This window comes from Grimontia marina (assembly GCF_900060185.1).
GTDB lineage: Bacteria > Pseudomonadota > Gammaproteobacteria > Enterobacterales > Vibrionaceae > Enterovibrio > Enterovibrio marinus.
The window spans coordinates 1-24,583 of record NZ_FIZY01000044.1; the positions used below are offsets into that span (position 1 = coordinate 1).

A 24,583-nucleotide genomic window follows, 5' to 3' on the forward strand; every position below is an offset into this window, starting at 1 on the left:
GCCACGAGGTATCGGTGCTATGATGGCCATCACTCAGTCCTTTTGTCGGTATGTTTCGGTTTGGCGATTGATCAGATCGCACAAAGCGGACTGAGTTTCTCTTATCTTTGAGATCTACTATTAGGAACAGCTATTTAGCGCCTAGCTTCACATAACTCTGTATTAAACCCTGCATAAATATCCGGTCACTGGGCTGATGGTTCTTATGTATTACTTGAACTTGCACTGTCGTTTGAGCATAAAGTGACCTTTGATGATGAAAAAACTGTGTGAAATCAGGTAGTATTTATACGAATAGGATGTGAGCTATCTGTAATCGCAATCAATACGAAGAGCGATGAAGGTGACTGATCGCTCACGACGTTAATCGCAGAGTGAGCAGGAACTAAAGGACTAATGGCGAAGAATACCAAAGAAGGCGCTCTGCAGACCGAAGCGCTTATTTATAGAACTATCTTAGAAATTTTTATGGAGTTAGGCTGGGATGCAGTGACCTATGGGTCTATTGCCAAACGGACTGGATTGAGCCGAAGTGGAATCCAGCGAGTTGTCCCTACCAAAGAATCTATGGTGAATGCATTTCAGGGGCAGGTGCTTGCCTACGTCACCAGCCAAATCGATCCCACTGACACCGACTCAATAAAGAAAACATGGATTGAAGCCCTTTCAGAGGCCAAATTCGCTAACTGTATACGATACCTTTTGGGGGCAGTTAAAGAAGGTGGGCAAAGCAAAGAAAAAGTCGCTTTTGGAGTTTCTAAGCTGATAGAGCGATACGGTCAACCCTTGGTTATCGAGCTCATCGGCCTTTCAGCAATATATTTGTTAGACATAGAACTCGATAAACAAAGTCAGGGGCTAGACAATGAAAATATCCAAAACGAAAGGGTCGGCTGCAAGCACTGTGTTGTTAGTGATATTAGCTGGGTGCGCAATTAAGCAATTTAAAGAAATCACGGTTTATAAAACCAAAGGGTCAGTTCAGTGTGAATCCTCGGGTATGAGTATTTCTGAGAGCGAGGTGCAACTGCATAACAGCGGTGTTGAAGTATTCTCTTCAAAATGTGGGGTACTGGACGGCGGGTTTGCACAGATATGCGGTGGCAAGACGGGCGACATTCTGCTTCACACCATCAACTCGCGTTACGAAAACCTAGCGGTGGCCATGGGGTACCAGCCTGTTTCAGCCCTTGTCTCTGAAGAATCTCTTAAGGGCTTTAGCTTAGTAGAATGCCAGTAAAAGGGCCTCTACGTTGAGAGGCCTTTTAAATGTTCGTGACTTAGAACTTGAAGCGGGTGGTGAACATGAACTGGTCACCATAAGCCTCGTTAAAGCGAAGTTGAGAGCCGATAGAAAACAGCTCGGTTGCGTGGAAACGCGCATTCACGGAACCGAAAATGTCAGCATAGTCTGAAATAGAAAGTTGACCAATCTCAGCGCCTACTTCCAGTTGAGGGCTAAGCCACTGACGCAAACCCAGATTAACTTCTACACCAAATTCCGTGTCGTGGTTGTATTTTCCACGCTGTTTCATAGTGCGAAGAGCTAGTTCACCGTAAACGTCCGCCCAGTTGTTCACTGGTGCATGGAAACCGATAGCTGCAGTGGAATCGAAATCGGATTCAAACTCAGTATCGATTTCAGCACGAATGTGCGCATTAGGGTGGATGGAAGTGCTGAAACCAACACCGTAAGTGACAGGGCTAATACCAACGCGAGCCTCAAAGTAGTCGTAACTAAAGTTGCTCATGGTGTTGTCATTAGCAGCACTTGCAGCAGAGAAGCCAGCAGAGGCTGAGGCCGCCAGCAAAATACCAGCAATCTTGGTTTTGCGCATCAAAAGGGTCTCGTGATGAAAAACATTGTGTGCGTATTCTAATAGAAGTCGCTTTTGCTAAACAACAGCATAGCACTGTTATCTGGCGCTATAACCGTTATTTTGTACTTGATATGCTGGTTTTTTGACCACTCCTTACTCAAAATGCTTGGGATTTGGGCCTGCGTACTTTGTGTGATGCTTCAGGTATCGGAATAGCTCAAGCGATTTTTACTTACCACGCTATTCAGAACACCACGTTCATCGTTTACACGTAAAATAAGTTACTTGCTCATCATTCCTCCATGTATGGCGTAACAAGGGGGGAATAGGGAAGGGTAACTGTCATTGCTGTAAATTCGTCGGGTGTAGATCTGACGTCAATTGAACCACCATGATGCTCAACGATTTGGCGACAAACTGAAAGCCCGATGCCAAGCCCAAAGTGGCCTTCTCGTTTTGTGGTGTAATTGAGTTCGAAGACTTTATCTTTGATGGCGTCAGGGATGCCAACACCGTTGTCCATCACTGTGACTTTAACGGCTTTTCGGCTGCGATAAATGGTTTCACGGGTTCTCACCTCCACTTCGCCGTGTTGACCTACAGCGTCCAGTGCATTGGAAATCAGGTTGGTCCAAACTTGTTGCAGCGCGATAGGCATACAGCGGATAGGCCGCAATTTACCGTAATCCTTAACCAATTTGATGCGTTTAAGCTGATTCTCAAACATCACAAGGGTATCTTCAATGCCTTCATGGATGTCCACTTCATGCATGGTTTCGTCATCCTGTCGGGCATAGGTTTTCAGGCTTCTCACCATGTCAGCGATACGCCTTGCACAGACATTTGTTGAGCGGAGCAAGCTTCCTGCCTGATAGAACATGTCCCACTGATTAAGCGTTTGCTGGAATTCACCACCCAAGGCTTTGATCCAGAAAGCGATGTCATCAGGTTTATCTAATCCCATGTTGACTGCTTTTCTTGCGAGGCTCCGGTTCCCCAACGATGGTTCTAGAGCTTTGGTCAGTTTACGGGCATCAGATGTCGACATCGGGCGGGAAAGCAAAGCTTCTTCCATGATTTTATTGGCTTTTTCCCTTGCCTGCATATTGAGATCGACATTAATCAATGTGCCAATGTTGTCGCGTAATGTTTCACTGTTTCGCAAAATGGCAGAGACCGGGTTGTTAAGCTCGTGGGCAACACCAGCGACGAGTTGTCCGAGCATTGCCATCTTTTCTTTTTCGATAAGCTGCTTGTGGGCCATCTCAAGCGATTGCAGGGTTTGCTGCAGTTTTACTTCTGTCGTAATACTGCGCTTCAAGCGGCGGTTGAAATGACGGAGCAGATAATTGGAAAACAGCGGGAGCAGATCATTCCGGGCCTGCATGACCTGAGAAAAAAGACTTCTGTTGAGCTTCAGGACCTTAGTGGTGTGAAGGGTGATACCTGTAGAAAACGATACATCTCCGGTAACGAAAGACATTCCGCCTATCAGGCTACCTTGACCAAGCCTTGCAACTTCGTGTGAAGCTCCGGTTTCATCTCGTTTCAGCAGTGCCACTTCACCTTCCACGACAAACCAGAGGAACGAATTGGGCTTATCTTCATGAGTGAGAACATGATCTTCACTGTACAGTCGGCTGACATCGTGTTCGCTGTTCTGGTTAAAGTATTCGGTGATGCCATCTATGAGTTGCTTGGATAATTCTTCGTCAGAGACTCCAAGTGAGGATTCAATAAACCCATTACGATAAGTCGCGAGTTTCTTCTCGATGTGTGCATCAAGCAGTCTACGTTGATCTAGCGTGTTGCAGTAGCTCAGTAGGTCGTCGGGATTGAATTCCAGAACATAGAGTGTCAGTTCCTTTTTGGCCAACTCCTTGATTTCGTTCTCTGCCCAAGGTTTGGTTAGGCAGTAGTTTAGGCGTCCTTCGTTGACTGCCTGCATAATTTTTTCCAGATCGGGCTGGTCATTAAGCAGAACCGTTCTGGCACCCTGGGAAGCGGGATGATTATCAATATTGATAAGAAGGGAAATCCCTTCATCTTCACCGAGAGTGTGGTCACAAATGAAAAGGGCAACTCTGCGCTCTTCGCGATGAAGTTGCTCTAAAATCATGTTCGCTGACGCTGCATTGTCAGCACACAGAAGGTCGAAGGTTTCGCCTAAATCGGACAATTCGTGTTCAATGCGCGCTAAAATAGCAGGATCGTCGTCCAGACAAAGAATAACATTGGAATTCATGCGGTTACCGTAAATCGACATTTTTTGTGAGTGTATCCTGTTGAACGTCTTCAAGCTGAGAAGAACGCTGCAAACTGACACATATTTTAAGAAAACCTCATCACCGAATAGGGTTATGATAACCAATGAGTTACACTCAGATTTAAACAAACACCAAAGGTTAACTACCCCCTAGTCAGTTGGAGTGAAAATGATATTTGGAAAATATGCAGCAGTAGCAGGCGCGGCAGCAATTGCTGTTTTGTGGCCGTTTGCGACAGGACAAATTGCTAAATCTCAGTATGAAGCCGAGATTGAAAAAGTGGAGTCCTCTTATCTGGCTGTTGAAAATGTTTCGTATGATCGCGGCTACCTGTCCTCAAATGTTGTCACTAAATTCTCACTAACAGGCCCAACCAAAGCGTTTTATGAGGCAGAAGGTCTGCCAACCTCTTTCACTGTATTGAGCGAGGTTGCTCACGGCTTCCTTAGCATCAGCGCAATATCTGAACTTGAAATGACACCTGAACTGAAAACACTGTCAGAAGTGCTTTGGTCATCGGGTGAATCTCCAGTCACTCTGTTGAGTGAAACGTCTGTATTCGGGGACACCCAGTTTGACCTCACTGTTCGTGCCATGAATGGCGGGGACGAAGAAGTGACGATTACGAGTTCTCCGGCAAACGTATCTGGTACTGCTGATAAAGACGGCAATATGGTTTATCAGATGGAAATGCCTTCTATAGAATTTGCGGGCCTAGAAGGTGAGAAGTTCACTTTTAGCGAAATCACAGGTTCTGGTCAGGGTAAAATGGTCGATGAAATTTGGGTTGGACAGCAACTCTTAAATGCGAAGGCCGTCAGCCTGACAGATGGCACTGGTATGGCCGCGACAGTGACCAATCTTGGACTTGATGTCCAAAATGAAATGAATGCCACCAATGGCGATGTAACGACAGCGAAGACGGAAGAACTTCGCATGACAAGCAAAAATACTATTTCTTTCCAAAAGCTTGATGTGCCAGAAACCATGGTGCTTGATAACTTCAAACTTGGTGTGAACTTTAAAGATCTGGATTATACGGCAATGCTTTCGCTGGCTGAAAAAGCGGAAAGCCTAAATGCAGAACCGACGGATGAAGAGATGATGCAACTGGCAACTTCCTTGGATGGCCTATTGGAAAGCGGTATGACTTTCGAACTGATGCCATTTGAAGTGGATACACCAGAAGGTCGTGTTGACGCGAAGTTAGATCTCACTGTCGAGCCTGGTCTCGGCAGCGTAACCCAGAACTTCGGTGCATTGATGTCAAAGCTGAAAGGTAACTTGTTTATACACGTGCCTGCTGCATACGTGCAAGGCGTACCTGGCTTATCTGAATCACTGAGCAATCTCGAGCAGTATGGCTTTATCAGTGAAGGTGAAAACGGTGTAACTCTAGAAGCACAAATTGAAGGTGATCAGGCAGTATCGCCCAGCGGTGAGCGTATTCCAATTGGGCTTCTAATGATGATGTTTATGTAATTATCAGTCCAATGATTTACTGAAAGCCGACGCACTGCTTGTCGGCTTTCTCTTTACTGGTTCCGGATAGATCCTCTTTCATTTGTGACAAAGCGTAAAAATCCATCCGTCTTAGCTAGTAATTTTTCCGGCTTGGTCAACACTGTTAGGAAGAAACACAGAGATTTATCCCTGTTTTCTAAAAACGTCTCATTCAAAAACAAGGGGGATGCATGGAATCGATTAAAGTGAAAGATTACATGAATAAAAGGCCTGTCACCTTCAGCGCTTCCATGCCGCTGTCCAGAGCATTGGAAAAAATGCTCAGTGCGAATCAGACCGGTGGGCCAGTCGTTGATGAGAGAAATAAAGTGGTTGGATTTCTGTCAGAACAGGACTTAATACATAAGTTATTGAAAGCAGGTTATTATTGCCAGGACAGCAATAACGTAGCAGATTGTATGCACAGCGATGTGAAATCAGTTCTTCCTGATGACAGTATCATTCGTCTTGCGGAAGAGATGTTACCCGCAAAACCAAAAGTTTATCCGGTTATCGATGAAGATGAGCGTCTGGTCGGTTGTATCTCTCGTCGCGACATTTTGAGAGCCATTTCAACCCAGATTGATGATTGTTTCCACCATCCAGTTTAATTGTTCGAAAAAATTGAAAGAGTTGTTCAAAAAGAAGGTGCCTCAAGGCACCTTTTTTCATGGCATCATAGTCTGTTCGCTTTTACATGGCGTATTTAACTACATAGAAACAGGACTACTCATGCCAAGCCAATCCCAAGCCAAGTTTGTTAATGGCTCCATCATGCGCCATATTGCCGTGATGTCGACATCCGGTGCAGTGGGCTTGATGGCACTGTTTTTGGTCGACTTGGCTGATATGTTCTTCATCAGTTTACTAGGGCAAGTCGAACTTGCCGCCGCCGTAGGCTTTGCCGGTACCATCATCTTCTTCTCTACTTCAGTATCTATTGGTACCTCTATTGCCATGGGCGCTCTGGTGAGTCGTGCGCTTGGCGCGGGCCAACGTGAAAAAGCGCGGAAAATCACAAGCAGCGTCATGGTATTTGCAGCCCTAGTGAGCATTGTCACGGTTGGCGTTATTCTGGCTTTCCTTGACCCAATTCTTGCGTCTATCGGGGCAGAAGGGAAAGTGGCAGCGAAAGCGAATGATTTCCTCTGGATCCTGCTTCCTGGCTCGCCGTTAATGGCAATGGGGATGGCCGGCGGTGCAGCGCTGAGAGGTGTCGGAGATGCCAAGCGCTCCATGGCTGCGACGCTCGCTGCGGGTGCAGCAAATGCCATATTGGACCCCATATTTATTTTCGCGCTATCAATGGGTGTGGAAGGCGCTGCAACTGCGTCCTTAATATCTCGATTTGTGATGTTTGGTGTGGCGTTCCAAGCGGTGCATCGTAAGCATGATTTAGTCACCATGCCGACGTTTGAAGATCTTAAAACGTATTTTAAAGCCATCACCAATATTGCCGGTCCTGCAATCATCACCAATACTGCGACACCAATTGGGAACGCCATTGTCACTGCACAGGTCGCGAAGTTTGGTGCGGACTACGTCGCAGGTTATGCAGTGATGGGGCGCTTGTTGCCTGTTTCCTTCGCGTTGATTTTCTCGCTCTCCGGCGCCGTGGGCCCAATTCTGGGGCAAAACTATGGTGCATTACGTTTTGACCGCGTGCGCCAGACACTGACTGATTCGGTGAAATTTGTGACAGCATACTGTGTCGGTGTTGCGATTATTCTTTACTTCTCACAGGGGTTCATCATTGATGCATTCAGCTTGAATGGCGATGCCGCTTCGATGGTGGCACTATTTTGCACCTATATCGCGATTACCTTTATCTTCAACGGAACCTTGTTTGTCTCCAATGCGGCATTCAATAACCTTAACCGTCCTACATGGTCTACTGCGCTCAACGTGGGCAAGGCGACATTAGGCACCATTCCATTTGTGTATGTTGGTGGTCACTATGCGGGTGCGGAAGGGGTATTGATTGGTCAGGCAGTCGGCTCAGTACTCTTTGGTATTGCTGGTTACTTCCTGGTTAAGCGCCTTATTAATCAGTTAGCAGAAGCGCATGAAGAGAAAGAAGAAGATATCGTCCCTGTTGAGCCAAACGTTCCAGCTGCTGGACTGACAAGCTGTCGTGAAGTGATGGCTGAAGATGCTGATGAGTTGCTATCGGATGAGGACACCTCGAAGAACACAACGCGCTCTTAGCCTAAACGATGACTTCATAAAAGGACGCCATTGAGCGTCCTATTTTTATTTTAAAACTCGAAATACAGACTATTGATAATACACCGCATTTTATTGATCTAATTCAGTAACTCAGAATGGTATTGCGCGCAAAATATTTAGGGGCTGTTGACCTTTGGTGATGATTTTTGCAGCAGTTTGTGGCGGCTTTATTCAAGGCAGAGGCTTCGATGTGTAGCATGCCTACATGAGGAGCTGATAACGCAGAAGAAAGCCGCCACAAACGCTGCCCGTAGGGTTCTGCTAAAAGCGTTTTATGCTTTGTTAAGGTGTATTTACTTAGAATTCTAGGCGGCAAACACCTCGCCGCGCCTAAAACGCTTTTCGCTAAAACAAGAATTAACCACCAAAGGTCAACAGCCCCTAGTTGCCCACGGATTCGGCAAGTTTCGAAGTGGGTGTTTTAGCTTTTAAGGGACTACAAGCGATTATGCGCATTCAGGTGAAATACATACTTCCAATTCTTATCCCCTTGCTGGTGCTGATACTTCCGGCATCTGCGTTTCCATTTGAAACACTGACTGTGATGCAGCAGCGCGCGATTGCCCTATTCTTACTGGCAGCGCTGTGTTGGGTGTTGGAGCCTATCCCCATTTATGCCACTTCAGTGGTGGTGATAGTTCTCGAACTGCTCTTCCTGTCTGATAAGGGCCTGATCTGGTTCCGCAGCAACGCGGGCACTGCTGAGTTCGGGGACTTGCTGCAATACAATGCCGTCATGGCGACGTTCGCGAGCCCGATTATTATGCTTTTTCTGGGCGGCTTCTTCCTTGCCATGGCTGCGACCAAATACCGTTTGGATATTAACTTGGCGCGGGTGTTGTTAAAGCCGTTCGGCAACAGACCACAAATGGTGATGGCAGGATTGATGATGATCACCGCGGTCTTCTCTATGTTTATGTCTAACACCGCAACAACCGCAATGATGTTGGCAATCCTGACGCCAATTCTTGCGGTGTTTAAGCCAAATGACCCAGGCAAAATTGCCTTTGCTCTGTCTATTCCAGTCGCAGCCAATATTGGCGGTATCGGAACACCAATCGGTACGCCGCCAAACGCCATTGCGTTGAAATATCTCACGGGCGACAACCTGATCACATTCGGCGAATGGATGGCATTCGGTGTGCCTTTTGTTATCGTGATGCTTCTATTGGCTTGGGTGTTGCTTTGCTTCCTGTTTCCATCCGATGAAAATCAAATCTCGCTTTGTATCAAAGGGCGTTTCCTGAAAACGCCGAAAGCCATCACGGTTTACGTCACTTTTGCCGCTACTGTGCTCTTGTGGCTGATGGGCTCAAGCCATGGCATGAACTCATACACCGTGGCATTAATCCCTGTTGCTGTCTTTTCGATGACTGGCATCATCAACAAAGAAGATTTGAAAAAGGTTTCCTGGGATGTGCTCTGGCTGGTGTCAGGCGGTTTCGCATTAGGCCTTGCATTGGATAAGACTGGCCTGGCAGCGCTGTTGGTAAACAGCATTCCATTTGAAAACTATGCACCAGAAATCGTACTCCTTGGTGCCGCTGCACTCTGTTTGCTGATGGCCAATTTTATGTCCCATACTGCAACGGCCAACTTGTTGATGCCAATGATGGCAGCGCTTGGTATGTCTATGGTTTCGCTCTCGCCACTCGGCGGTGAAACCACATTGATCCTTCTTGTGACTTTTGCGGCTTCACTGGGTATGTCTTTGCCCATCAGTACACCGCCGAATGCATTAGCGCATGCGACGGGTCATGTGAATAGCAATCAAATGGCGAAGGTGGGCGTTATTTTGGGCGTGGTTGGTGTCGCGCTCAGTTTTGTGATGGTTTGGATACTCAGAATGGTTGAGTTCCTTTAACGATATGAGGGAAACATATGGAAAAAGTAAACATCATTTGCGTTGACGATCAGCGTGAAGTGCTGGGTGCCGTGCTGAAAGACCTCTCTCCTCTGGCAGGCGCATTTCATATTGAAGACTGTGAATCTGCTGATGAAGCGCTTGAACTGATTGATGAGTTGGATGCAGAGGGCGAGCACGTCGCTTTGATCATTTCGGACCATGTCATGCCAGAGAAAACCGGCGTTGAGCTATTAACCGAAGTGTCGCTAGATCCCCGTTTCCAATTAACCCGCAAAGTCTTGCTAACGGGGCAGGCTACACATGCTGATACCATTGACGCCATTAACAACGCCAGAATTGAACGCTACTTCGAAAAGCCTTGGGATGCGGCATCACTGCTTGGTGCGGCAAAAAGACTGGTGACACAGTATGTGTTTGATGCGGGATTGGATTATCGCGAATTCCCTGACGTACTTGATACACAGGTGGTATTGGACAGGTTGAAATAAATGAGTAAGATTTTGGTTGACCTTGGAGTGGGCTCCAAGGTTTACACTGAATATGAACTTTGGTTAAGGAGATAAAACTATGTGCCATTCATGTCATTCAGTGAAATGCCAAAACCCAGTGCAACACAACACTAAACCGGAATCCAAGCTGGATACTTGTTGTGCGTCAACATCGCTGAGCGAATCGAGTTGCTCAACGACGGAAACAACAGACGGAGACACAGACGACCCTGCGTCCCAAGGCTGTTGCAGCAGCAAATCATGCAACAGCCAACCCCAAGAAGCCGTCACCTCTGACGAGCCAAAGCCGCCAGAAAATAGCTTGCAGTGGCGCGTGACCAAGATGGATTGCCCAAGCTGTGCCAACAAGCTAGAGAAAGCGCTGAAAGGCATAAGTGGTGTCGAATCCGCACAAGTACGTTTTGCTACCGAAAAACTCATCGTTTCCCTTAACCAAGCTGACAGCGACACGCTGAAAGCAACGATAGAAGCCAAGGCTGCTAAAACCGGTTTCCCCTTACTCAGCCTGACAGAAAGCAAATCTACTGAAACAGAGTCAGGTTGGTTGGCCACTTTCAAAAAAGATGGATTGCTAATCTCGCTCATTGCCGTGATGGCATTTGCAGCACTGCTGTCGCAATGGTTGCCAGAGGCTGGTTCAGCCCTGTTCACTCTGGCAACAGTACTCGGCCTGATGCCGATTGTAAAAAAAGCCATTACCCTTGGCCGCTCCGGTTCTCCATTCTCGATTGAGACCCTGATGTCAATTGCAGCGTTTGGCGCCCTGTATCTTGGTGAAACGGTTGAAGCCGCTATGGTATTGGTGCTGTTCCTGATTGGCGAGCGGCTGGAAGGCTATGCATCCGCAAAAGCGAGAGCGGGTATTCAGGCGCTAATGGCTTTGGTACCGGAGTCTGTGACGCGAGTGCATGAAGACGGCACCAAAGAGATGGTGTCAGTGTCATCGCTTCAACCGGGGCATGCCATTGAAATTGCACCAGGTGGAAGACTGCCTGCAGATGCAACGCTGAAAAACGACATTGCTGGTTTTGATATGAGTGCTTTGACGGGTGAATCCATTCCCGTTGAAAAACAAAAAGGTGACAAAGTCCTCGCAGGTTCACTGGCCGTCGACCGTCTGGTTTCACTGGAGGTGGTTTCAAAACAAGGCGAGAGCGCCATCGACCGCATTTTGAATTTGATTGAAGATGCCGAATCACGTCGCGCGCCTGTAGAAAGGTTTATCGACCGGTTCAGCCGTTGGTATACACCACTGATGATCGTGCTCGCTGCGCTGGTGGTTGTCATTCCGCCAATGATGTTCGGTGAAAGCTGGGATACCTGGATTTACCGCGGTTTGGCCCTGTTGTTGATTGCTTGTCCTTGTGCTTTGGTGATTTCTACACCTGCCGCGATGACATCGGGACTCGCCACGGCAGCAAGGCACGGCGCACTTATCAAAGGCGGTGCTGCGTTGGAAGCCTTGAGTAAAGTGGAATGGGTAGCTTTTGATAAAACTGGCACTCTGACAGAAGGTAAACCGGTTGTCACCAATGTACTTAGCTGGGAAAGCGACAAAAATGTGCTTCTGGCCCAAGCAGCAGCGGTAGAGCAAGGCTCTCGTCACCCATTGGCAAAAGCCGTGATAGAAGCGGCTAACGAAAAAGGGTTAGCCAAGCTGTCGGCAGCCAATGTTCTTGCTACGGCAGGTAAAGGCATATCCGGCGACGTGGGTGGCGTGCATGTGGAAGTCTTGGCGCTCGATAAGCTGGATGAAAAGTATGAAATAAGCGCAGAGCGACAAAAAGCTGCACAAGAAATTGCTGATCAAGGCAAAACGGTTGCGATTGTGTTTGTCGATGGTGTTGCAAGCGGTGCGTTGGCTTGGCGCGATGAATTGAGGACAACCGCCAAAGCGACAGTGAATGAGCTGAACAACGCAGGTGTACGCTCTGTGATGCTAACCGGGGACAACCCTCACGCTGCTGCCGGATTGGCTGGAAGCTTGAACATGGAGTTCAGGGCGGGATTGATGCCAGAAGGCAAAGTCGATGCGATTCGTGAAATTGCGTTGAAACATCGCGTGGCGATGGTAGGGGATGGCATTAACGATGCACCTGCCATGAAATCAGCAACCATCGGTATTGCGATGGGTGGAGGTACAGATGTGGCGCTGGAAACTGCCGACATTGCGCTAAGTCAGAACCGTATTGAGCAGATCCCTACGGTGATTGCTTTGTCGCGTGCCACGATGCGTAACGTACGTCAAAATGTAGCGCTGGCTGTGGGTCTAAAAGCTGTTTTTCTTGTCACCAGTGTGCTCGGTTACACGGGGCTTTGGGTCGCGGTCTTAGCTGACAGCGGGGCTACGGCTATTGTGACACTTAACGCGTTGAGGCTTCTTCGTTTTAAAAACCGAGTGATAGAAGAAAAACCACAAAAAGACCCTGATGAAAAATAACGCCATTACATGCAAGTTGGGTGATTCAAATCACTTATTTTTGAAATATAATGAAATTATAGTTATTTAAAAGTGAACTTAATCACTTTAAATTCCTCTGTGATTGGTATGGTGGGAGCCTAAAGAACAGCTCCCGCCAAGAGGGGCTCGTATTCTACATTTGATAAATTGACCGATAATAGTCATTGTTTTAGGAGCCAATAATGACCGAGCAAACCGTATTCCACCTGGGTGTTAACCTATCTGATCTTGAGGGTGCAACCATGGCGATTATCCCGGGTGATCCGGCGCGCGTGGAGAAAATCGCAGCCCTGATGGATTCACCAAAGTTCTTGGCCAGTCACCGTGAGTACACCCTGTTTCTTGGAAAACTCGATGGCCAATCGGTGGTAGTTTGTTCAACGGGTATTGGCGGTCCTTCAACGTCGATTGCCGTTGAAGAGTTGGCGCAACTGGGTGTTCGAACCTTCCTACGCGTTGGCACCACAGGAGCGATTCAGCCGCATATCAATGTGGGTGACATCATCGTAACAACTGGCTCTGTTCGCCTTGATGGTGCCAGCCTGCACTTTGCACCGATGGAATTCCCTGCAGTGCCTAACTTTGACGTGACCACGGCTATGAAACAGGCAGCGGAAGAGTCTGGTGCAGCGGTTCACACTGGTGTGACTGCATCAAGCGACACCTTCTATCCTGGTCAGGAACGTTATGACACCTTCAGTGGTCGTGTTACGCGCAGATTCCAGGGTTCCATGGAAGAGTGGCAAGCCATGGGTGTGCTGAACTTTGAAATGGAATCAGCGACGCTGCTAACAATGTGTGCAAGCTCCGGCCTGAAAGCAGGCTGTGTGGCGGGTGTTATCGTCAATCGTACGCAGAAAGAGATCCCGAACGCAGAAACTATGGCAGCGACTGAAGCGCATTCTATCAAAGTGGTTCTGGAATCAGCACGTAAACTGCTGAATGCATAAACGCTGATTCGGTAGAATACAAAAAGAAAGCCGACGCAAAATGCGTCGGATTTTTATTTTAGGATCAACAGATGCCAGGGAATCAGTCAAACAGGCCTTTGTCGTGACCGCCAGCGCGAAGGAACCACTCATGAAGATGGGTTTTAAGATCGCCAAGTTGATCAGGGCCAATCAGAGCGAGACCCAAATCTGTCGCACGGGTAATGTCATGGTGTCTAAGTGGGCGGAAGCTCACCAACATGGCGCGCGCTTGCAGGCCACCAAGCAGGTCGCGAATTGATTCCAGCTTGTACAGAGTATCATCGCCATCGCTCGACATCCCTTTGGTCTTACATTCAATGATGTGAAGCTTATTATTCACCACAGTCGCAACATCAAGTTCGTTGCGGACTTCTTTTTCGCCAATCTGACGGTAAACCTGCACGCCCAGAGATAAATCCTGAATTGTCAGCAGTTCGCGCCTGATCTCTTCAACAATATGGTGAACATACCATTCCAGCCACTCACCGTTTGCGAATCGACGGGCAGCCTCGCTTGAAAATGTCAGCACACCGTTTTGGTAAGTCGATAGGCCTGCATCGGTCAGGTCATCAATCAGCATGCCCAGCTCGCGATAGCCCTGTTGCTTATCGCTTAGCTCAACATCCAGTTTTTGTTCTTTACGACAGGTGGTCGCCAGATAGTTCAGGGTTGCTAAGCCGGGGCCCAACTCATAAGCATTGCTCGCCCATTTATGGCCGACGGATTCAATGGTGGTGTCCAGCACAGTGCGGATATCATCATCCAGCAGTTCACAGCGCGCGCCGAAAATGGTCAGGTAATCACTGATGTTAATGTGGTCTTCCACTTGCTCTTGCGTCTGGCCATAAGGGTAAAGCCAGCAAAGCTCGTCGCTGAAAGGCTCAATCACGTAAATCGGCCACTTGTAGGTGCGGAAAATTTCGTAAGCGGTCAAAAGGCGGTGACGCAACCCGCAGCTGGCATTGAAAAATACTTCAGACCCTTCATCTTTCAAACGGCTCGCAAGCTCTTCAATCTTGCCTTTGATAAGAGGGATATTGATATCTGAAGGGATCAGGAAAAACTCAGTTTCAAAGCCTTTTGGGGCAAGAACCTGACTCAACTGCTCATACTGTGGACGCTGACACTCTATACCAATGAAAATGACTTTTTCGGCCTTGAACTTTCGGTGCAGCAAGGCAGTGACCAATCGGACAGGGTCTTGGTCAATAATACCGACATGTGTGGCCATATATTCTCCATTAGGACACAGTAACGACGTTGGTTCGCACTTATCCTTCGTTGTTCCTCAATACAATATCTGGGCATTGAGCGGAATATTCAAGTAGTTAGCCTCTACATTCTTATGAAAAGTACGGTTGAATTTCGCACACGTAAGATAATAAGAATAAAAATTCCCACGATTAGTCCTCATTTCCTAATCTTAAAAGTGTCATTTGTTTCAGTAAGGAGATGGAATCTCATGAAATTCTGTCTCGTTGAGTCTCAATATTGAGCGAGTAATGAAACGAGCTTGGTAGATGTAGGACACTGCTCATTTGGCTAGTTAAACTCCGTGCAAGATAGTTAAAGACATGGATTCGCATGAAAAAATGCGAACGTAAGTTGGGAAAGAATTATGATTGGTCATGAGTTCGATGTCGGTTTTAGCGTCGACAAGGTGGATGGACAAGCTTTCTTGGTTGGTGATGATACACGAATTTTCAGTCTTCGTGCGGGCATGCAAATTGCAGCTAATCAGGTCGTGTTAACAAATGAAAACAGCTCGGTTGTTGTTAGCAACGAAGGCCAGCGTTTTGTCTTTGACAGTCGATGTGCCTCCTGTTTAGTCCCTCTCAGTGATACCGAATTCGCACAGCACTCTGCCAACCACAATGTGACTTTCAATGGCGACGCGTTGAATTCAGATATTCCTATCGATATTGATATCGCTCAGTTGCAACAGCTCATCGTAGAAGGTGTTGACCCGACAGAAGCCTTTGAAGAAACCGCAGCAGGTGCGGGCGCTGACTCAGCCAATGCGGGTTTTATCGTGATTGATTACGGATACGCCGCCACATTGACAGAAGCGGGTTTTGATACAGCAGGCCCGCTTGGTGCGTTGAATGATAACCGAGACTTCCTCGGTGGTGATGACGGAGGGCCGCTCCCTAACATTGATGCCGAAGGCGGTCAGAGTGCATTACTGTCTGTCACCGAAGGTGATCTCGGAAGCAGCTCATATGGTGCACCAGACACCACCAGTTTTGTGATTGAAGCAGGCACACAAGCTCTGCTCCCAGGCTCGCTACAAATCGCACCCGGTGATCTTGCCGCTTTTGAAGCAGAGCTAGCACAAATTACGGCTAATGGTGAAGCCGTTGTCTTTACCCGCCAGACAAGTGTGGTTGGAAGTGGAACCGCTACATTCACCCTGACTGGCACTGTCGACGGAGAAGTTGTTGTTGAACTGGCGGTTGTCGCAACACAAAGTGGTAATAGCCTCAACATCAATGCCACGCTGACGCAGAATGGACCCCTCGATCACACCACAGGTTCCGGTACCTACGTCAATATTGATGGCGACAGAATATCCATTAACCTGCCGCTTCAAGTGGCAGATACTGGTGGTGACCTAATGCAGAGCCCAGCGCAACTAACGCTGGAAAGTAATGATGGTGCAGCGCCAGCGAGAGGTGAAGCGACTGTCGAACTGACAGAAGTAGCAGCATCAGGGGCAGACAATACTGCCTCCACCACTGATGGTGTCGACTTGGGTAGTGACAGCATTGTCAGCGTGAACTTTGACGCGACAGCAGCAGAAGCTCAGTTTGCAGGTATTACTAGCCATGGCTCACCTACTGTGGTTGATACTTCGGTTCCTGGCGTAATCACCCTGTACACCGATAATGGTGGCACGCCAGAGAAAGTCCTTGAGATTTCGCTTAAACCTTCTGAAACGCCGGGAGAGCCTGCTGAATACTCCGTCACTCAATATCATCCGTTTGACCAACATGCCGACAGTGACGGTGACGGAGATGATAATAGTACTACCTTCACCGTCCCATTTACGGTGACTGATGCGGATGGTGATATCAGTGGAGAATCTGAGGTTTCGTTTAAGCTGATCGACGGTGAGGTGGCACAGGGTGGTGATCGCAAAGGATTGGACGACAAGCCGCTCGACCTGATTTCGATACAAGAGCAAAACACCCCGATGGATGCGTCAATGTCGAACTCGCAATCGGGCACAGTGACAATAGACGCAGCGACCGACCGTCTCGATCCGACCACGTTAGCGTTAGCGGAACTCGATGATCTGAAATCTGAGCTTGAAGAGCTAAAGAACAATGACGGTGACAACGTAGACAGTGTCACGGTGACGACCACGACCGATGCCAACGGTAATCCGACCCACGTTATCACCGCCAGCATCAATGGTGTCTCAGTATTAGCCATTGAGATCGCTGCCAAGCAAGGTGCCGATGGTCTTGGCATTGAACTGGATTCCAAGATCACCCAGTACCAACCTCTTATCCATCCTAAGGATTCCGCGACAGAAAATACTGAAGGTAAAGTCACCGCAGATGGTGAACAAATCATGATCAAAGTGCCTGTCCAAGTTGCAGACACAGATGGCGATTTGTTGGTCGACCCGACAGACCCTAATAAAGAAGCCCCACGTGTGATCAATTTTGTTGTTAATGATGATGATTCAGCTATTTATACGCTGAGTACAGCCGAAGCTGTTCGAGTGGATGAGAGTGGTATTGATGACGGAGATAGTGCGCATCAAGGGTCAAAGGCGAGTGGTACGTTAAATATCGATACAAAAGATGATGGTGGGCAAGATTTATCACTAGAAGCTGACAAGTCCAGCGGCGATGAAATAACAGGGTATGGGCTTAAGTCTGACTATGTAACATTCAGTGATGGCTCACCTGTCCGGGCGGTTTTTAGCAGTCCTGGTAGTGGTAGCAGTGAAAATGGAAAACCAGTCTTCTTAAAAAAAGACCCCGACAGTGCTTCTGAGCCAATGACTTACATTGGTGTTGCTGACGATGGGGCAGGCAACGAGCGTAAGGTTTTCTCAATCGATATTTACCAAGATGGTCGCTTTGAATTTACTTTGCTGTCGGCAGTTGTGCACCCGGAAGGCGATGGACAAAATGAGATAACATTCAACCTGAAAGGATTTGCGGTTGATGCTGATGGCGACGAAACAGGGCTGATTAATATACCAATCATTGTGACCGACGATGTTCCGCGTACTCAAGGAAATCTTTCATTAGACCTTGATAACGACGAAACCGGTGCGCTGACTGCGACGGTTGATGTGTTTTCGTTAACTAACTCAACCTCAGTACCGGGTATTGACGATTTGTCGGGTGCAGATGCCTCCACCTTTATCACTCGTATTTATGATGGTACCAAATGGGTTGACGACATTTCGCCGACGACAGCGACGACGGTTGATATCTTTTCGTCGACTGGCGTTAAGCTTGGTACAGTAAAAATCGACCCTGGGAGTGAGCCGATTGGGAACATTGTGTTCACAATGGATCCGGGCTTGGCAAACCCTCGGGACCTAGAAGATCAAGTTTTCCAATATGAAGTGAGAGACTTTGACGGCGACACTGCTACCGGGCAAATTACGCTCGGCCTGATTGACCAAACACCAACTTTGACAATTGCACCTGGTACATCCGGTGTTATCACTGGAACAGAGGACCAAGGCCAGAAAGACACCAATACCGAATCAACCGGTGTCAACGGTTCGGCGGGTGTTCCAATCAACATGCAGCTAAACATTGGCGACAATGATTTGGGAGAAACGTTGGAAGAAGGCGGTCGCTTGGTGTTGAACGGTGAAGTCACGCTCACCACCCGTGACGAGGCAGGCGACATTGGCGGCACCTTCTACTTCAACGGTGTCGAGATCGTGGCAGATGCAGATGGAAATATCGTTTTGAATTCTGACATGTTCGAAGCAGCAAGCACAGACGAGCCAATCATCTTCAACCTCTCCGGTGTCACCTTTGTGCCGGATCCGGACTACTCTTCCTACGACGGCAGCGACATCATCCAGTTTGATGTTGAGTTAGACGTAAACAGCCATACGCCGGTTAAATCAGCAACCCCAATGGAAATTACCGTGCAAGGTGTGGCCGATGTGCCGACACTCAGCCTGATTGGTGAGGCGGCAGACGGCGTGTATGAAGTTGATGAAGATCACCAACGCTTTGGTGTGAACGACTTTACGCTTGAAGACCTGTTTAAAGGTGCTCTGCAAGATACTGACGGCTCTGAAACCTTGAGTTATGAATTCACTCTGACGCCGGATATGGGGGAACTGCTGGGTGGTGGTAGTGCTCTCACGGGTAGCAATGGTTCCTACGTATTGACAGACCCATCCCGTCTTGGTGAGGTGCGTTTTGTGCCAGACGCGGATTTCAGTGGTGATATCACTCTGACGGTGAAAGCCATATCCACTGAGTCTTCGCCTCATAGTGTCGAAGAAGCCTCAACAGAAACATCTCTTATTCTGCGAGTCGAACCTAAGGCAGATGACGCCCGTTTGACGGTGCAACGCGTATTTGGCAACGAAGATGCGGGTAATCCGACGCCGGAGATTGCTGAAGGCGGCGCTATTTCGCTGGCTGGCAAGATTTCTCTCACCGGCACGGATGATGATGGTTCTGAAACACTGTTTGTTCGTATCTTCGATTTGCCAGCCGGTGCAGTGCTTCAGTTAAATGAGGGCGGCACCATCACCACGCTGACAGATACAAGCCGAGTGTCAGTGGATGATATCGATAAACTGGAAATTATCCCACCGGTTCACAGCAACGAAAACTTCACCATTAAGGTAGAAGGTATTGTGGTGGACAGCGCAACAGACACTGGAAATGATGAGCGAATAATCTCAGCAACGTCGATGGATGTGATTATTACTGGTGTCGCTGATACACCGGAGTTCAGTGTTGAAAACCCAGGTACGGGAGCAGGCCAATGGCAAGTGGATGACACCACGGGTAATGTGTCGACGACGGTACCTGAAGACGGTGTTAACGGTGATGGCCTCGTCGCTATCGACTTCAATGTGGTTTCAGGAGAGAAAGCGGAAGCACCAACAGATACCTCCGAAAGCCTCTCACTGATCATCATAGACCCGCCAGAGGGCGCCAGCTTTGTGATCAAGAATGATGATGGCTCACTGACGGAAATGGAATTGGCCTTCGCGGGTTGGGAAACCAATGATGCGGACATGTCGGCCCCAAGGTATACCGTTGATTTAGCAGTCATTAAAGAGCAAGACGTCTACGTCAAGCTACCCCCACACTCGACAGAAGATATTCAAATCAACACCCGCCTGATTGCTACGGAAAACGATGGCGATGCCAAATCGGTAGATAGAGTGATTGAAGTGAAAATCGATCCGCCCGTGATTGATGCGGCTGCTACCTACACCAACAACGAATCATCAGGGCTCGAAGATCAATGGATTAACATCGTTTGGCAACCAGACCTCACCATTGAAGATGCGCCGGACTCTACTGCACTGGGTGTGGTAGAGGAAGTAGTGGGAGCGACGATTTCAGGCTTTGCAGGCACCGATAGCGTGCAGTTGGTGAAAGGCAGTGACGTGATCACCCTGACACCGGTTGGTGGTGAAATCACCCTGACTGAAGCACAAATTGCCGATGGTTACCAACTGCAGGTTAAACGTGCAGAACACAGTGATGTGGATCTGACACTCACTACCGAAGTTACTGTCCGTCAGGATGACTTCGAAGGCGGAAGTCAGGCAGAGAAAACCGTAACGGGTGTCGTGAATGTCAATGTTATCGCCACTGTGGAAACCGAAGGCGTCGAGCTACAATTGCTGCAAGGCACATCGCCAGTCACAGAAATCACGACGGATAGCGATGGCCGAATTGATCTGACTGATGGCTTAAACTTCGTCCACCCAGATGATTCCAGTAATGAATCCGTTATACGCATCGTTATCACGGATCTTGCTGAAGGCTTCTATGTGGAAAATGGTATCGCTGATGGAGAGGACGGTTGGATAATCAGTGATCCAAACAACTTCAGTATCATTGCCCCACCAAACAGCTCAGGCCAAACGACCTTTACCATCACCGCCATGGTGCAAGATGCGGGTGATGCGGGTGAGGGTGATGCGAGTGCAATGAGGCCGATATCAACTTCAGTGATCACGCTGAACTACACAAACAACAACACTGATTTTGAGTCGGCTCACCAGATTGTCGCGCCTACTAGCCCAGTTGTTATTGAAGGTGACGAAGATAACCCAATCTCACTGGAAGCACTGGGAAATGCGATTTCCTACCCAACAGGGACTTCTGATGATGTGGAATTTGACCAAATCACTGTTGTCATTAATTGTGCTGATGTGCCAGCAGGCGCCGTGATTTCTGGTGCGCAGTACCATATTGATAATGACACTTACGTGTTTGAAGTACCGGGAAGACAAGAGGGAGGTGCGCCATATCCGAGCGGCATCGATCTCTCTGGCCTCTCTATCACTGCGCCGACCGATTTCGCTGGCGAACTCAATATTCCACTCACTTTCGTAAGTGTCGATACCCAAAGTGGCGATACAGAAACCACCGATGTTTCCGTACAACTCAACGTGAAACCGCTGGCGGACGTGCCGCCGCCAGTGGGTGCAGAGCAGCCAAGCGACAGCGCCAGCGTTCTTGAGTTCACACTCAGTGTGAACGGTACCTCAGGTTTGAATGATCAAGATCCGCCGCAGCCACTTGAGCCGGGAGACACCGAAGGGTCTTATCCGGGACAGGCGCTGGAAGACGGTTTGATTTCGCTGAATCTGTCAGCTTCTTTAGCTGACACCGATAGCGCCAATGGTGAAGAGAAAGTTAGTGCCGCTGTGCTGACCGTACCGGCCTCTTCAGGAGTGTTTGTGCGGGATGACGGTACAGAAACGATCTCTATTACATTGACAGGTGCGGAGTTGAGCGATATCAGCTTCAAACCAGCAGAAGATTTCAGTGGCGTCGTAGAAATTGCCGCGCAATTGACTATCACAGACACTGCTACCACAGGCACAGACAGCCGCGATGTCAACACCACGCTGTCGTTTGAAGTAACGCCTGTGAACGATGAAGTCACCTTCACGAAAGATGGCACTCAAGTGGTAGAAGGCGAGGTGGTTGAAATCGAGGGCACTGAAGATCAGTTTGATGGTATTTCGCTGGCGGATCTGGGCGCATCTTTTAACGACCTGGATGGTTCGGAGACGCTTTCATCCCTCTCGATCTCCAACGTGCCAGAGGGTTTCACCCTTTCGTCGCCAGCCAACAATGCAGGGGGCGGTGTATGGATAATTGCGGGAAGCAACATCGCCGATTTGTCCTCCTTGTCCGAACTCAAAATCATTGCTCCGAACGACTTCAGTGGTGATGTTGACCTTTTGATGACTGTCTACACCAAAGAAGCCGGTGCAAGTTTTGTGGTAGGGCAAAGTCAGGACCTTTCACTGACTGTTGACCCAGCGGGCGACGGCGCAAACGTGTTTGCGGCCGGCGCTGCCTCGACCACCGAAGATATTGCCGTCGATTTAGATATCGAAATCAGCGCCAAAGATGACCGCGAAAGCTTACCCGCAGGCCCAGGCTTCATTGAAAACGGGCCGGAAACCTTGCTGATCACAGTAACCAACGTACCGGAAGGTGCGCAGCTGGTGCTGCCAGACGGTGTAACAGGTACAGTGACACCAGAAACTTCAGACGGCGGTGACGTGGTTATCACGGTGGCAGCTACCGAACTCAATGGCCTGACCTTCGTGCCACCGCAGGATGGCAACGGCACCTACACGCTGGATCTGGCGATCCAAACCGTCGACAACGGTGCGGTTTCTGAAGACGTCGTGAATAAGCAAATCACCGTCAACGTCAGCGCAGTGAACGATGCCCCTGTCAACATCCTATCTGACTCCTATCAGGCTGAAGAAGATACCGTTCTGACCATCACAGATCTTCAGGTAGAGGATGTTGATGTACGGGACGGCAACGGTATTGTTAAAGTTGAGCTGTCTGTGGGGGCTGGTAGCAGTTTGACCCTACCGGATATGGCTGACACCACTGATATTACAGTCACGGGTGATGGCACAGGTTCTCTGACCTTGAGGGGTAATATTGACTTGATTAACGCACTGCTGGCAAGCGGTGTGGAATACAGGTTTGCAGGCGAGAATACTTCTGGTGAAGATAGCCTCACCATGAAAACGTTTGACGAGGCAACAGCAGGAGAGCAGGGTTCTGGAGGTAAGAAATTTGACCTCGACACCGTTTCCATCGTTGTCGCACCGAAATCCGATTTACCGGAACTTACAGCAGCGACGCAACTCGCATCAATGCGCGCAGCCACAGGCACGCTGGTGCCACTGCTCGGCTTGATGACCTCGCTGGTTGACCCCATCGAGAACGAGTTCAGCCTCACCTTCAGCGGCATGGATGCGGCAGCAGAAATCGTGGATGCTGCAGGCACGCCAGTCGGCACCAACAACGGCGACGGCACCTGGAGCTTCAGCCAAACCGAGCTGGAAACCCTGACCCTGAGCGACCTCAACATTCGTTTCAGTGCTCAGCCTACAGGTGATATCACAGTCACCGCGCTGTCAGATGTCGGCGATGGCGACCCACAACAAGCTGCGCTCACCATCAATGTGAACGTGGTAGATACTGAAACCACAGGTGAACTCAATGCCGCTGATAACAGCGCAGACAATCTGGTGGTTGATGGTGCGGCGAACACCCAAGTCCACGGCGGCGAAGGGGAAGATATTGTCGTGGGTGGTCTGGGTGAAGACATCCTTGTTGGCGGCGCAGGCAACGATGAAATGCGGGGCGGCGAGATCGGCGGCACCGGAGATGACGTGAAAGACACTTTCAAATGGCAGTCTGGCGATTTCGGTACCGCAGCGGCCGCAGCAACCGACACCATTAAGGATTTCGAAGCAGGCGTAGACGTGATTGATATCTCCGAAGCATTTGAATCGGCGGGTATCATCACATTCACCGACTTGGCAAACCGACTGGATATCCAAACGGTAGATGGCAATACCCGCATTCAAGTGCTGGATGACACCGCCGCGCCAATCCAGAACATCATTGTGGAAGGCGTCACGCTCAATACTCTGCTGGGAATGGATGCCACCGGATTGACGCAGGATGAAATCCTCGAGTCCATGATGATGGCAGGGCAACTGGTCGTGTTCGACCCAGCCACCACACAGTTCGGCACCGAAGCAGATGAAACCCTCACGGCTGGCGATGATGGCGAGCGCATCTATGCAGGGGCAGGTGATGACACTGTCACAGGCGGTCTGGGAGACGACATTCTGGTCGGTGATGACGGCGAAGATATTCTGAGCGGTGGTGACGGTGCAGACATCCTTGCGGGTGGTGCAGGCAACGACACCATGACCGGCGGCGCGGGTGATGACACCTACACCTGGGCGGAATCGGATGTGGACGTGACAACGCTGACGGTAGACACCATTACCGACTTCGATGTCGGTACAGAAACCACAGGCGACAAGCTGGATATTTCCGCGCTGTTGCCAGAGGCTGTAGATGGCTCGTCTTCCATTGAACAATTGCTGGATTACATCCGTCCGGAAGCGGGTGCAGATGGCAGCCTGACACTCCATATCTCGCAGACAGCGGGCAGCATGGAATCTCAGGACATCGTGTTGGATTCCGTCGGTCTGTCAGACCTTGGCTTAGCCAACGGCGCAACCACCACGCAAATCCTGACGGAACTGGTTCAACTTCAAACGCTCAAGCTGGATTAAGCAAACCCTACCAACGACAAAGCACTGCCCAGGCAGTGCTTTTTTTCTGCCAGTGGGAGACGTGACTCTGATGCAAGAATCAATGCAGCACCTTTTGATAATTGCTCGCCGAAACTCACCGCTTGAGGTAC

General features: G+C 49.0%; 13 protein-coding genes. 10 read left to right on the plus strand and 3 right to left on the minus strand.

Annotated features, from left to right (window positions below):
* The first annotated feature begins 396 nt into the window (after positions 1 to 396).
* Complete coding sequence (locus GMA8713_RS18920) at positions 397 to 939, plus strand: TetR/AcrR family transcriptional regulator (RefSeq protein WP_198159544.1); 543 nt, start codon at positions 397 to 399, stop codon at positions 937 to 939.
* A 61-nt stretch (positions 940 to 1,000) separates the two neighbouring features.
* Complete coding sequence (locus GMA8713_RS28200) at positions 1,001 to 1,240, plus strand: hypothetical protein (protein ID WP_232314491.1); 240 nt, start codon at positions 1,001 to 1,003, stop codon at positions 1,238 to 1,240.
* Positions 1,241 to 1,280: 40 nt separating this feature from the next.
* On the opposite strand, the gene GMA8713_RS18930 is transcribed toward GMA8713_RS28200, so the two are convergent.
* On the minus strand, positions 1,281 to 1,838 hold the full coding sequence (locus tag GMA8713_RS18930; protein ID WP_062713177.1) for an outer membrane beta-barrel protein: 558 nt from the start codon (positions 1,836 to 1,838) through the stop codon (positions 1,281 to 1,283).
* A 274-nt stretch (positions 1,839 to 2,112) separates the two neighbouring features.
* On the minus strand, positions 2,113 to 4,065 hold the full coding sequence (locus tag GMA8713_RS18935) for an ATP-binding protein (protein WP_062713238.1): 1,953 nt from the start codon (positions 4,063 to 4,065) through the stop codon (positions 2,113 to 2,115).
* Between the two features lie 190 nt (positions 4,066 to 4,255).
* Between GMA8713_RS18935 and GMA8713_RS18940 the strand changes: the two genes are divergently transcribed.
* The 7 genes from GMA8713_RS18940 to udp all read left to right on the plus strand — a co-directional run bounded on the left by GMA8713_RS18940 (position 4,256) and on the right by udp (position 13,606).
* The gene (locus GMA8713_RS18940; RefSeq protein WP_062713179.1) at positions 4,256 to 5,569 is read left to right on the plus strand and encodes a DUF945 family protein; all 1,314 of its coding nucleotides are present in this window, start codon (positions 4,256 to 4,258) and stop codon (positions 5,567 to 5,569) included.
* A 212-nt stretch (positions 5,570 to 5,781) separates the two neighbouring features.
* Positions 5,782 to 6,201, plus strand: coding sequence for a CBS domain-containing protein (locus GMA8713_RS18945; protein ID WP_062713181.1), 420 nt, complete (start codon positions 5,782 to 5,784; stop codon positions 6,199 to 6,201).
* A gap of 121 nt (positions 6,202 to 6,322) precedes the next feature.
* On the plus strand, positions 6,323 to 7,798 hold the full coding sequence (locus GMA8713_RS18950; RefSeq protein ID WP_062713240.1) for an MATE family efflux transporter: 1,476 nt from the start codon (positions 6,323 to 6,325) through the stop codon (positions 7,796 to 7,798).
* Between the two features lie 469 nt (positions 7,799 to 8,267).
* Positions 8,268 to 9,683 (plus strand): SLC13 family permease, encoded by a 1,416-nt coding sequence (locus tag GMA8713_RS18955; protein WP_062713184.1) that lies wholly within the window; start codon positions 8,268 to 8,270, stop codon positions 9,681 to 9,683.
* A gap of 17 nt (positions 9,684 to 9,700) precedes the next feature.
* Positions 9,701 to 10,174 carry a response regulator gene (locus GMA8713_RS18960; protein WP_062713186.1) on the plus strand — a complete coding sequence of 158 codons (474 nt, stop codon included), beginning with the start codon at positions 9,701 to 9,703 and terminating at the stop codon, positions 10,172 to 10,174.
* Positions 10,175 to 10,253: 79 nt separating this feature from the next.
* Complete coding sequence (locus GMA8713_RS18965) at positions 10,254 to 12,635, plus strand: zinc/cadmium/mercury/lead-transporting ATPase (protein WP_062713188.1); 2,382 nt, start codon at positions 10,254 to 10,256, stop codon at positions 12,633 to 12,635.
* A 203-nt stretch (positions 12,636 to 12,838) separates the two neighbouring features.
* Complete coding sequence (gene udp / locus GMA8713_RS18970) at positions 12,839 to 13,606, plus strand: uridine phosphorylase (RefSeq protein WP_062713190.1); 768 nt, start codon at positions 12,839 to 12,841, stop codon at positions 13,604 to 13,606.
* Positions 13,607 to 13,688: 82 nt separating this feature from the next.
* On the opposite strand, the gene GMA8713_RS18975 is transcribed toward udp, so the two are convergent.
* Positions 13,689 to 14,858 (minus strand): Card1-like endonuclease domain-containing protein, encoded by a 1,170-nt coding sequence (locus tag GMA8713_RS18975; protein WP_062713192.1) that lies wholly within the window; start codon positions 14,856 to 14,858, stop codon positions 13,689 to 13,691.
* Between the two features lie 387 nt (positions 14,859 to 15,245).
* On the opposite strand from GMA8713_RS18975, the gene GMA8713_RS18980 reads away from it, so the two are divergent.
* The gene (locus GMA8713_RS18980) at positions 15,246 to 24,452 is read left to right on the plus strand and encodes a retention module-containing protein (RefSeq protein ID WP_062713194.1); all 9,207 of its coding nucleotides are present in this window, start codon (positions 15,246 to 15,248) and stop codon (positions 24,450 to 24,452) included.
* The last annotated feature ends 131 nt before the right edge of the window (positions 24,453 to 24,583 follow it).

What these genes read in the sequence shown, in the direction of transcription:
- GMA8713_RS18975 (WP_062713192.1), bottom strand. Translation starts at nt 14,858, where the DNA reads ATGGCCACACATGTCGGTATTATTGACCAAGACCCTGTCCGATTGGTC.
- GMA8713_RS18950 (WP_062713240.1), top strand. Translation starts at nt 6,323, where the DNA reads ATGCCAAGCCAATCCCAAGCCAAGTTTGTTAATGGCTCCATCATGCGC.
- GMA8713_RS18945 (WP_062713181.1), top strand. Translation starts at nt 5,782, where the DNA reads ATGGAATCGATTAAAGTGAAAGATTACATGAATAAAAGGCCTGTCACC.
- GMA8713_RS18960 (WP_062713186.1), top strand. Translation starts at nt 9,701, where the DNA reads ATGGAAAAAGTAAACATCATTTGCGTTGACGATCAGCGTGAAGTGCTG.
- GMA8713_RS28200 (WP_232314491.1), top strand. Translation starts at nt 1,001, where the DNA reads ATGAGTATTTCTGAGAGCGAGGTGCAACTGCATAACAGCGGTGTTGAA.
- GMA8713_RS18955 (WP_062713184.1), top strand. Translation starts at nt 8,268, where the DNA reads ATGCGCATTCAGGTGAAATACATACTTCCAATTCTTATCCCCTTGCTG.
- GMA8713_RS18965 (WP_062713188.1), top strand. Translation starts at nt 10,254, where the DNA reads ATGTGCCATTCATGTCATTCAGTGAAATGCCAAAACCCAGTGCAACAC.
- udp (WP_062713190.1), top strand. Translation starts at nt 12,839, where the DNA reads ATGACCGAGCAAACCGTATTCCACCTGGGTGTTAACCTATCTGATCTT.
- GMA8713_RS18930 (WP_062713177.1), bottom strand. Translation starts at nt 1,838, where the DNA reads ATGCGCAAAACCAAGATTGCTGGTATTTTGCTGGCGGCCTCAGCCTCT.
- GMA8713_RS18920 (WP_198159544.1), top strand. Translation starts at nt 397, where the DNA reads ATGGCGAAGAATACCAAAGAAGGCGCTCTGCAGACCGAAGCGCTTATT.
- GMA8713_RS18980 (WP_062713194.1), top strand. Translation starts at nt 15,246, where the DNA reads ATGATTGGTCATGAGTTCGATGTCGGTTTTAGCGTCGACAAGGTGGAT.
- GMA8713_RS18935 (WP_062713238.1), bottom strand. Translation starts at nt 4,065, where the DNA reads ATGAATTCCAATGTTATTCTTTGTCTGGACGACGATCCTGCTATTTTA.
- GMA8713_RS18940 (WP_062713179.1), top strand. Translation starts at nt 4,256, where the DNA reads ATGATATTTGGAAAATATGCAGCAGTAGCAGGCGCGGCAGCAATTGCT.